General features: G+C 62.3%; 9 protein-coding genes. 6 read left to right on the forward strand and 3 right to left on the reverse strand.

What is annotated here, in order from left to right; genetic code table 11:
• Positions 1-103: 103 nt before the first annotated feature.
• The 3 genes from narI to ABDB81_RS29665 all read left to right on the forward strand — a co-directional run bounded on the left by narI (position 104) and on the right by ABDB81_RS29665 (position 2,861).
• Entirely contained in the window at positions 104-787 is a 684-nt protein-coding gene (narI, locus tag ABDB81_RS29655) for a respiratory nitrate reductase subunit gamma (RefSeq protein ID WP_137926195.1), read from the forward strand.
• Between the two features lie 3 nt (positions 788-790).
• Entirely contained in the window at positions 791-1,480 is a 690-nt protein-coding gene (locus tag ABDB81_RS29660; protein WP_346814317.1) for a carbonic anhydrase, read from the forward strand.
• A gap of 199 nt (positions 1,481-1,679) precedes the next feature.
• Positions 1,680-2,861, forward strand: coding sequence for a nitronate monooxygenase family protein (locus tag ABDB81_RS29665; protein ID WP_346814318.1), 1,182 nt, complete (start codon positions 1,680-1,682; stop codon positions 2,859-2,861).
• On the opposite strand, the gene ABDB81_RS29670 is transcribed toward ABDB81_RS29665, so the two are convergent.
• A complete protein-coding gene (locus ABDB81_RS29670; RefSeq protein ID WP_346814319.1) occupies positions 2,862-4,172 on the reverse strand; it encodes a hypothetical protein in 1,311 nt (436 codons plus the stop codon).
• 181 nt (positions 4,173-4,353) lie between these two features.
• Between ABDB81_RS29670 and ABDB81_RS29675 the strand changes: the two genes are divergently transcribed.
• Both ABDB81_RS29675 and ABDB81_RS29680 read left to right on the forward strand, forming a co-directional pair.
• Positions 4,354-6,423, forward strand: a complete 2,070-nt coding sequence (locus ABDB81_RS29675) for a type IV pili methyl-accepting chemotaxis transducer N-terminal domain-containing protein (protein WP_346814320.1) — start codon at positions 4,354-4,356, stop codon at positions 6,421-6,423.
• Positions 6,420-7,076, forward strand: a complete 657-nt coding sequence (locus tag ABDB81_RS29680; RefSeq protein ID WP_346814321.1) for a response regulator — start codon at positions 6,420-6,422, stop codon at positions 7,074-7,076. Before ABDB81_RS29675 ends, ABDB81_RS29680 begins: the two co-directional genes overlap by 4 nt.
• Before the next feature lie 33 nt (positions 7,077-7,109).
• Here ABDB81_RS29680 and rpiA read toward each other — a convergent pair whose 3' ends face one another.
• Positions 7,110-7,796, reverse strand: a complete 687-nt coding sequence (rpiA, locus tag ABDB81_RS29685) for a ribose-5-phosphate isomerase RpiA (protein ID WP_137926189.1) — start codon at positions 7,794-7,796, stop codon at positions 7,110-7,112.
• A gap of 157 nt (positions 7,797-7,953) precedes the next feature.
• Here rpiA and tal point away from each other — a divergent pair, with 157 nt between their 5' ends.
• Positions 7,954-8,910 carry a transaldolase gene (tal, locus tag ABDB81_RS29690; protein ID WP_346814322.1) on the forward strand — a complete coding sequence of 319 codons (957 nt, stop codon included), beginning with the start codon at positions 7,954-7,956 and terminating at the stop codon, positions 8,908-8,910.
• Positions 8,911-9,000: 90 nt separating this feature from the next.
• Here tal and ABDB81_RS29695 read toward each other — a convergent pair whose 3' ends face one another.
• A complete protein-coding gene (locus ABDB81_RS29695) occupies positions 9,001-10,653 on the reverse strand; it encodes a hypothetical protein (RefSeq protein ID WP_346814323.1) in 1,653 nt (550 codons plus the stop codon).
• Positions 10,654-11,071 lie beyond the last annotated feature (418 nt).

Here is an 11,071-nt window from a genome sequence, read left to right on the forward strand (position 1 = left end):
AAAGCCACCGCCGGCCCTCTCCCCCGCCCCTCTCCCGCACGCGGGAGAGGGGAGAAAACAATCGGAACTCGCCTCTCAATCGTAAAACCAGAGAAGAAACATCATGAACCTGGTCAACCAATTCCTCTTCGGCGTCTATCCGTATATCGCCGCTGCCATTTTCCTGTTCGGCAGCCTCGCGCGGTTCGAGCGCGAGCAGTACACATGGAAGTCCGACAGTTCGCAGGTGCTGTATCGCGGCAATCTGCGCGTCGGAAACATCCTGTTCCACGTCGGCATCATCGGGCTGTTCTTCGGCCACCTCGGCGGGTTGCTCACGCCCGTGGCGGTCTGGGATGCGCTCGGTGTCTCGCACAGCCTCAAGCAAGCCGTGGCAATGACAGCCGGTGGCGTGATGGGCACGATGTGCCTGGCCGGATTGCTGATCCTGCTGCACCGCCGGCTTACCAATGCCCGCGTATCCGCTGTCACGCGCACGGGCGACAAGGTCCTGCTGCTGTGGCTGCTGGTGACGCTGCTGCTGGGGCTCTCGACGATCTTCGCCTCGGCCAGCCATATGGACGGCCACATGATGTTGCAGTTGATGACCTGGGCCCAGCATATCGTCACGCTGCGCGCCGATGCCGCAAGCTACATTGCCGATGCCCCGCTGGTCTTCAAGGCTCATCTGTTCATGGGGATCTCGCTGTTCGCGATCTTTCCGTTCACCAGGCTTGTGCATGTGTGGAGCGGCTTTGCGTCCGTGGCCTACCTTGGCCGCGCGTGGCAGCTGGTGCGAAGTCGATAGCTCATGCACACGATCGAACGACTCCTGAAGGGTTTCGAGCGTTTCCAGCAGCATTACTTCGAGGACGCGCCAGCGCTGTTCGATTCCCTCCGCAGCGGCCAGCATCCTCAGACACTTCTGATCGGCTGCAGTGATTCGCGCGTCGATCCCGGCCTGCTGCTGGGCTGCGATCCGGGCGACCTGTTCACCGTGCGCAATGTAGCCAACCTCGTGCCGCCCTGCCACGAGACGGAGGCCGGGCGGCTGCATGGCGTGTCCGCCGCCATCCAGTTCGCTGTGGAACAACTCCGCGTAGAGCGCATCATCGTCATGGGGCACGGCGGCTGCGGCGGCATTCGCGCACTGCTGGCGCGGCCCGATCCCGAAGAGGCCGGCAGGATCGATGCCGGTCAGGACTTCATCGGTCCCTGGGTGCGCATCGCCTCCTCGGCGCGGCGCATGGTCGAGCAGTCGCTTTCCCACGCAACGGCGGAACAGCGCCAGCGCGCCTGCGAGCAGGCCGCGATCCTGGTTTCGCTCGGCAACCTCGAATCGTTTCCGTTTGTACGCGAAGCGTGCGGGCGCGGTGCGCTGACGCTGCACGGCTGGTACTTCGACCTGCAGGCTGGCGCGCTGCTCGCGTACTCGGCGCGTGCCGACAGCTTCCTGCCGCTGGTGTGCCCCTTACGCCGGACGTCACCCGTTTGCGGGTGATGCCCGGGACACGATCCAGATGCGTCATGGCAGAAATCGCTCCGGTTTGCGTTGGATTAAGGTCCAAGCCCGTTTGCCGTGACACGCTCCACCCATTCCGCCCTGCCGCCAGCATGGTGCCTGCACCGGCGAGCAAACCGGTGGGGAGACAAGGCGGCCACAAGGGCGGCCGTCGAACAATCCCTACCGGAACGGACTCATGAATCAACATTGGCTGAAACTTGCCGGGCGCAATCTGGTGCCCATTGTCCAGGGCGGCATGGGCGTTGGTATTTCCGCCCATCGCCTGGCGGGTACCGTGGCCGCCCACAACGGCATGGGCACGATTGCCAGCATTGACCTCCGCCATCATCATCCGGACCTGATGGCTCAACTGCACAAAACCCGCGACAAGACGCAGATCGAAGCCGCCAACCGCATCGCGCTGGACCGCGAAATCGTCGCGGCCCGCCAACTCGCCAATGGGCGCGGCGCCATTGCGGTCAATGTGATGAAGGCAATCGGCTCGCATGCCCAGATGGTCAGGCAAGCCTGCGAAAGCGGCGCAGATGCCATCGTCATGGGGGCTGGCCTGCCGCTGGACCTGCCAGAAATGACTGCGGACCATCCCAGGGTTGCACTGATTCCGATCCTCTCCGAAAGCCGCGGCATCGGCCTGGTGCTGCGTCGGTGGATGAAGAAAGGACGCCTGCCCGACGCCATCGTCATCGAGCATCCCGCCCATGCTGGCGGCCATCTCGGCGCAGCCACGATCCAGGACCTCGGCGATGACCGCTTTTCGTTCTCGCGCGTGCTGCGCGAGTGCCGCGAGCTGTTCCAGACGCTAGGACTGGCCTGGGAGAGCATTCCCCTGATCCTGGCCGGTGGCATCAATACGCACGAAAAGGCCAAGCATTGGATCAGCGAAGGTGCCTCGGCTGTGCAACTGGGCACAGCGTTCGCCGTCACCGAGGAATGCGACGCGCATCCAGCGTTCAAGCAGGTGTTGGCCACCGCCACACCGGACGCGCTCCAAGAGTTCACCAGTGTCGCCGGTTTGCCGGCCCGTGCGGTGCTGACGCCATGGCTGGCCCGCTACCTCGCCAGCGAAACCCGTCTGCAACGCCGCGCCAAGGCACGCGATTGCCTTGAAGGCTTCGATTGCCTGCAGAACTGCGGGCTGCGCGACGGCATCGCCAAGATCGGCCAGTTCTGCATCGACCTCAAGCTGGCGCAGGCCGTACGCGGCGATGTCGAGCGCGGCCTGTTCTTCCGCGGCAAAGGCAAGCTGCCCTTCGGCGAGGCGATCCGGCCCGTGGCCGACCTGATGCACTACCTGATGACGGGCGAAAAACCAAAGGATCTGGAGGTTCCCGTCGCTCCCGCCGCGCTCGCGGCCTAGTCACTCGACGCTGGCGTCTGGCAGGCGTGGCGGCAAACCACCCTGCCGGCGCATCGCAAGCATGCAGCGCATAGCGCCGAGCAACTGCATGCCAAGCCAGGCACAGGCCAGCGCAAAAAGTACCCCTCCCACCCGCGCCATCGGACCTGGGGCGACCGGCAATGCGAGCAACGCGCCGTAGGCCGCCAGCATCAACCCCGCCTGTCGCCGCTGCCGCGCCGGCGAGATGATTTCCTGCATCACCGGCACCCGCGCGCGCAGCGGCAGCAGCCGTCGCAGATGCAGCCAGACCAGGAATGGCACGATCTTGCCGAGCATCGCCGTGATTGGCAGCACACCCCCTCCCACCATTGCCAACACGCCGATCCACCATGCCGTGGCGGCCGGCATATCGCCCGGCCATAGCAGGATCAGAAAGGAAAGTATCGCGGCCAGCAGCATGCTGGCGATGGCAACGATCCAGAGCAACCAGTGTTGATCGTGCCGTCGTCGGGCACGGAGTACTGCAATGAGCATGGATGTCGCCAGCACCCCCACCAGCGCGAGCCACACCAGCAAGGCCCCGACAGCCCAGAACCCTGACGGATTGACCGCCAGCGCCACGCTGAACACGGCCAGCGGCAGCCAGTGCAGCCATGGCAAGGCCCCGGCGACACGGCGATGCAGGCGCCGCGCCTGCCAGAACATCGGCAGCACTTTTGCTGACACTCCCGAAACCAGGGCCCCCAGCCAACCGCCGAGTCCCCATGCCACGTGCAGCGGCAGAATCTTGTCGAGCGGCAGCGTCCACATCCCACCGAGCATTCCGGCCAATGCCATGCCGGCTGCGACGGTCACCAGCAACGGCACACCGATACCCGCCAGCGTGCGCGTGGTCGCATCGACCCGTTCGACCCGGCGACCGGCTGCAAGCAGCAAACCCGCCACCAGAGCCAGAAACAATGCGGCCACCGCCGCCCAGCGAAACCCCTGCGGGCCAAGACCAAGAAACCCGACCGCGAGCCCGCAGGCAACCGTGGCGCCGCACAGTGCAACAAATGGCGAGGCAAAGCGGCTACCCGATACGGACACTCGCGCCACCACGGGCATCATCTGAAATAGCGCTCCGACCATCACCGGCAGCAGCATCCCGAGCGCCAGCGCATGAACGGCAGCGAGCGCCAAAGGCGCGAATCGGTCCGGCAGGCCATCGACGGGTCCGATCGCCAACAACAGTCCCGCCAAGGCACCCAACCATGGCGCCGGCATCAGGCAACCGAACACCACCGCCGGTCGGGGTGCCTGCGCGTAATCGAGATCTACCGCCTTCATTGTTCTCCTCGCCTGCCTTCGTGACGTGCTACACCCTCGAAATTGTGGGACGTCCCCCCTATAACGCCGTCGTCGCAACCTGCCATTTTCTTGATCTAGCGCAGAAGTATTGAGGCAACAGGAGCGGAAAATCGACAACCAGGTTGCGCCCGCCCCCTTCGATTTGCGCCAACCCGGCCCCATGCCAGAATCAGAAACCCGCCACTTCCCGCACGAGACTTCCCGCCCTGATGGCAGCCCCCACATTGGCGGGCAGCCGCCCCTGCCAGACACCGCCCATGTATCCGAGACGGTTCGCCTGACGCCGCCGCGCTATCGGTTGTCTACACGCATCATCTTGCTGTCGCTGGCATCCCTGCTGGTCGTGCTGACAATGATTTCGGGGACCCTGTATCTATCCTGGAAACTGGAAGGCGCCGGTGCGGCCATCAATGATGCCGGCAGCCTCCGGATGCGCGCCAACCGCATCGCCATCGAACTATCGCTCGCGGTCGCCGATGAGCCCAACGCGCTGGCCACCGAGATCCAGGCGATGGACCACACGCTCGCGCAACTACGCCAGGGCAATCCGGCACGACCGCTGGTCCTCCCCAATGAACCCGCCATGCGGGCACAACTCCGCGCCGTACAGGCCGACTGGGAGCGCCACCTCAAACCACTGGCCGTGGCGGGCACCCCTTCCCAATACATCCACGCACTACCCGCCTTCGTGGATCGCGCGAACAAGCTAGTCGGACTGATCGAGCAGAATAGCGCCCGCAAGACAGACCTGCTGCGCCTCTCCCAGGTGATTCTGGCGGCCATCGCCTGCGTGGGCACCGTGGCTGTGATTTACCTGCTCTACCTGTGGATCATCCTTCCGGTACTGCGACTACAGGATGGCTTGCGGCGCATGGCCGCACGCGAGTTCTCGCTGCGACTGCCCATCGAAACCCGTGACGAGTTCGGCACGCTGAATGCCGGCTTCAACCGGATGGCGGCCGAACTGCAAAGCCTCTACCAGGATCTGGCCGCACGTGTCTCGACCAAGACCGCCGAGTTGGCACGCCAGAATCGCGATCTCGAAACGCTATATGACATGGCGGCATTCCTGAACCAGGCAGGCGACGAACAGGCGCTTGCCAACGGATTCCTGGAGCGCGTCACGCAACGATTCAATGCCGACGGCGGTACCGTGCGCATCGTCGACGCACGCCAGGGCAAGCTTCATCGCGTGGCGTCCACCGGACTGTCCGCAGAACTGGCCGACAGTTCGCACTGTGCCGAGATCGAAGCGTGCCACTGCGGTTTTGCCACGCAGGTCGGCAGCATCGCCATTGCCGATCTGCGCCATACGACGCCTCGCCACAAGATTGCCGATACGCTGTCCCCATGCCGCCGCGAAGGTTTCCTGTCGATGGCAGCCTTCCGGCTCGACACGCTGCGCGGTCCGGTCGGCACCTTCACACTCCATTTCCGCACGCCGCGCGAATTGCCGCCGTCGGATAGACAACTGCTCGAAACCATGGCTCAGCATTTGGCCACCGCACTGGAACATGTGCGGCTGTCCGCCAGCGCACGTCAATTGGCCGTGGTGGAAGAGCGCAATCTTGTGGCGCAGGGGCTGCACGACAGCATTGCGCAAGGCCTGAACTTTCTGAACCTCCAGGTCCAGTTGCTCGATGATGCCGTGGAACGCGCCGAACATGACGAAGTGCGCGAGATTGTCCCGCTGCTGCGCCACGGCGTGGAAGAGAGTTACCAGGACGTACGCGAGTTACTGAACAACTTCCGCTCGCGATTGACCACGGGCGACATGCGTCCGGCCATCGAGGAAACCGTGGCCCGCTTCCGGCGTCAGTGCCGCACCGAGGCCACGTTGAAGATCGACGATCAGGGCCTGCCGCTTCAGCCGGAACAGCAGTTGCAAATACTGTTCATCCTGCAAGAAGCGCTGTCGAACGTTCGCAAGCATGCGATGGCCGAGCACGTCACCATCTCCATCGAACATGGCCGCGCGTTCCGGCTTGTGGTGCAGGACGACGGTGACGGCTTCGATGCCGCGCGGCTCGACGTAAGCGACACCTCCCACGTCGGCCTGCACATCATGAGAGAGCGCGCGGCGCGGCTCGGTGCCGAGTTGACCATCGACGCCCGCCCCGGGTTGGGCGTGCGCATCGCCCTCACGCTACCGCACGCGGCCGACGCGACGCCATCCCCCACCTTCACCCCGTTCATTCCCTTGCGCCGACTCCAGGAGCCTGCCTCATGACTATCCGCATCCTGCTGATCGACGACCACACGCTGTTCCGCTCTGGCATCCGTGCCCTGCTGCAGCGGCAGACCGATTTCGAGATCGTCGACGAAGCTGCCGACGGCGTGGAAGGGATCAAGCGCGCCAAGCAGCACCGGCCGGATGTGATCCTGCTCGATCTGAACATGCCGGGCCTCTCGGGACTCGACGCGTTGCAGTTAATGGTGGAAGACCTCCCGGACAGCGCGGTAGTCATGCTGACTGTTTCGGAGGAAGCCGAAGAGTTGGCTACGGCGCTGCGAAGCGGTGCGCGCGGCTACCTGCTCAAGAATATCGAAACCGAGGCGCTGACCAGCGCGATCCGCCGCGCGGCGGCAGGCGAACCGGTGATTTCCGAAGCGATGACGGCCAAGCTGGTGCAGCAGTTTCGCGCGCCGAGTCCGCCTGCTGCCGCGCCGCGCGCCGCCGACGCGCCATCACTGACCGCGCGGGAGCGCGATATCGTGCGGGGGCTGGTACGCGGGGAGAGCAACAAGGAAATCGCGCGGGAGCTGGGCGTGGCCGAGAGCACGGTCAAGATCCACGTGCAGAACATTCTCAAGAAGCTCAACCTCGCCAGCCGCGTGCAAGTGGCGGTCTATGCGGTCGAACATGGCATCGCTGCCACCTGACCGCATTGGCGCATGGTTCGACCGCCGGGGCGATCAGTAGTCCGATCGCTTGACGCCCTGCTCCGTGCCGAGCAGCAACACATTGGCGCCACGCAGCGCGAACAGGCCCACCGTCACCACACCGGGCAACTGGTTGATGCGCTGTTCCAGTGCACGCGGGTCTTCGATCTTGAGGCCGGACACATCGAGGATCACATTGCCGTTGTCGGTCTTGTAGATGCCGCCTTCCTTCGTCATGCGCAGCTTCGGCTGACCACCGAGGACGGCCATCTGGCGCGCCACGGCTGCACGTGCCATCGGGATCACCTCGACCGGCAGCGGGAAGTTGCCCATGACCGGCACGAGCTTGCTGCCATCGGCGATGCAAACAAATCGGTCTGCCACCGAGGCCACGATCTTCTCGCGCGTCAGCGCACCGCCACCACCTTTGATCATCGCGCCCGAGGCATCGATCTCGTCGGCACCGTCCACGTAGACGGGAATGCTGTCGACTTCGTTGAGATCGAGCACCGTGAAACCGTGCTGCTGCAGGCGGCGCGTGGAGGCTTCCGAGCTCGACACAGCACCCGAGAAGCGCTCCTTGAATGCCGCCACGGCGTCGATGAAGAGATTGGCGGTGGAGCCGGTGCCCACGCCAAGCACCGCGCCCTCGGGCACTTCCTGCTTCACATAGTCGGCGGCGGCTTGCGCGACTTGCGCCTTGAGTTCATCCTGCGTCATGAAAACAGCCTGCGTCTGGGGGAAAACGCGTAGTGTAGCGGATCGACGTGGCTGGTTCCTGTTTGCCGCGCCAGATATTGCCCCGTTACGCCTCGCCGTTACAATGCCTCATTCCCGGGCGGATTCCCCGCCCCACTCTTCCAGACGGACACAGATCATGACCGCGCTCGAACAGCTGAAACAGATCACAACGGTGGTTGCCGATACCGGCGACTTCCAGCTGATGAAGCAGTACACGCCCCAGGATGCGACCACGAACCCCTCGCTGATCCTGAAGGCCGTGCAGAAGCCCGAATACCGTCCGCTGCTGGAGCAGGCCACGCGCGACCATCACGGCAGCGCGGGGCTCGAAGCCGTGATGGACCAGTTGCTCATCGCCTTCGGCTGCGAAATCCTGGCCATCGTGCCGGGCCGCGTGTCCACCGAGGTCGATGCCCGCCTGTCGTTCGACACCCAGGCCACCGTCGACAAGGCACGCCACCTGATCGGCCTGTACGAGCAACGCGGCATCGCCCGCGAGCGTGTACTCATCAAGATCGCCTCGACCTGGGAAGGCATAAAGGCTGCCGAAATCCTTCAGCGCGAAAACATCCGCTGCAATATGACGCTGCTCTTCTCGCTCGCGCAGGCAGTGGCCTGCGCCGAGGCCGGCGCGCAACTGATCTCCCCGTTCGTCGGCCGCATCCTCGACTGGTACAAGAAGCAGGCCGGCGACAAATGGGACGCCGAAGCCAACGCCGGCGACAATGATCCCGGCGTCCGCTCGGTGCGCCAGATCTACGACTACTACAAGAAGTTCGGCTACGCGACCGAAGTGATGGGCGCCAGTTTCCGCGGCACCGGACAGGTCCTGTCATTGGCCGGCAGCGACCTGCTGACGATCAGCCCCGATCTGCTCGAACAACTCGCTGCAAGCAACACCACCGTCGAACGCAAGCTCTCTGTCGAGCAGGCACAAGCCGGCAACATCGCCCGCATCGCCGCCGACGAAGCCGCATTCCGCTGGCAACTCAACGAAGACGCCATGGCAACGGAAAAGCTGGCCGAAGGCATCCGGTTGTTTGCAGCCGATGCGGTGAAGCTGGAGAAACTGGTGGGGGAAATGGCGGGATAACCCTGTTCCGTTGCGGACGACACCATCCGCAACGGTGATGGAGACCTTGCCATGGCGAAAGTTCAGTTCAGAACTTCTCGTCATGGCAATCTATTTGGCCCCCTCCAATGGTGAAGTCAGGGCGAGCAGGCGATCTGCGGCATCGCTCAATTTCCCTGCCACCGCACGAAGTACCTGTGCCCTCTCTTTCGGATCTCCGCAGTAGACTAATCGGGAGAATCCTGTGCCCAGCAATTCAGCGTAGGTTTCCTCATCATTTTCCGCTACCGCCGCAACCAGTTTTCTGTCATCACCATCCGGACAGATGATGGCTTCCGGGATCGAAATCTGAAATCCGCAGACAGCCAACGTACTGGATTTTTCCGTGTAATCCCCATAGATAAATGCGTGATCCGAACGGATTGCAAGCAATCCCGCGGACAGCGGCAAACTACGGACAAGCTGAAGCACCTCCGGCGGCTCTACAGGAAACCGATAGACACCCTCGATTCTGGAAATCACTTCGACAGAAAGATCCGCACGAATTAAAGCCTCCTTCAGCGCATGCGACCGTCCGCTGATGTCGACATCGTCCTGCCCGTTGGCTTTGTCAGCAATCGCCGCCTCGGCATGCCTTGCAATGTCAGCCGCCACGGGGAAGTCAATTCCCAGCATCGGCAGCAATGCCTCCACGAATGCACTGCCGTCGAAATCATAAAGTCCACCCAAAGTGAAGCCGATCCGCCCGAACTGTCCGTTGTCGCGGTCCCATTCTGGCTCCCAGGACGACAGCGAAAGCGCGTTGAAATGCGTGACGACTAGCCGGTCCAATGGAGTAAAGGTATCGACGAAATGAAACGTCCCGCATACAAGACTGTTGGGTGGAGTTACATCATCAGGCAGACCCAGTTGACGATCTGGCTCATCGATAAGCAGATGACGTTCGACTTCTGCACCGGACGTGCGATGGCTAATACCAAAGCGATCCTGAAATAGTGTCAGAACAGCACCCATGGGCACTCTTGCTATTCGCTCATAGTGAGGGAATGAAGCTATCGCCTTACTTGCTTGAGCCAAAATCTCGTCAAGCCTTTTAGGGACTCTCTTGGCCGCCTTGGCACTCGACGAATAGTGCAAAGTACTGTGGGAGGCGGCATCCTTGACGGTACGCCAGGCGGCGTTATAAATGTGCCCCGGTGAAAAGAATTTTTGAATGGCACTGGTCATGATACTTCGGACCGCACGTCTTTCTTCATCCTCAAGGAGCAAGCCATGCTGCTCCAACTGAACCTCCATATAAGCAAGACAATCCTCTACGGCGCTCAATACCCACAATTGCATGGCGCCGTGGGCGTCCCGAACACCCCTTCCCTCGGCGATTGAAATCCCACTCGCCTGCGACCCATCGTTGTGTGGAAGCAGTCGAAAGGCCGAGCGCGAGTAGTCAAACTTCAAATACTGCTTCGCCGATAAGCTGAAACCGGATATTGGGTAAAGCACGATTGGATTGCCGTGCAGCATCTGACAAATCCGTTCGACCTCGTGCGCGGAGGCACAGCAGGGATCGTCGCAACCGTGCGTCAACTGGATCTCCCCACCTTCGCCTAAAACGCGTCCGCTCCAATCATTCAAAGCCTCGATCAACAACAACTGATCAGTTTTCAGCTTCGAATAGTCGATGCGCTGCGTTGCAGACTCCATCGTGGAAAGATAGTTGAGGACTTGTTGATCCAACAAAGGCTTACTGGATTCCGATGGGGTCATGGCACATTTTCGTGTTGGCATACCGAACGCCGGATTGCCCGAAACCGAAACAACGATCCCGCGCCGATTCGTGCATGCCCCACTCACGGATGTGTGCATGCATGAGCGAATCAGACAGGAAAGCCGGCTCTCTCTCGATCCGGGAAATTAGATCAGTCTTGGTCGATTCGGAGTATGACGTGGCGAAGAAGCAGTATGCCCATGATGAAAATGGAGCCATATGCTCCAAATCATGAGCCAGCCAAATGCCCGCATTGCCGCCGACGAAGGCAACTTCCGCTGGCAACTGAACGAAGTCGCCATCGCAACGGACAGGCTGGTTGGGGAAATGGCGGGCTGATTTGCCCCGAAGACTAGCAACTACTGCTGGTGTGCTCCCCTCTCCCATGCAATGGGAGAGCAACCGTGTCAAGCAGGT

This window comes from Cupriavidus sp. DL-D2 (genome assembly GCF_039710735.1).
Classification (GTDB): domain Bacteria; phylum Pseudomonadota; class Gammaproteobacteria; order Burkholderiales; family Burkholderiaceae; genus Cupriavidus.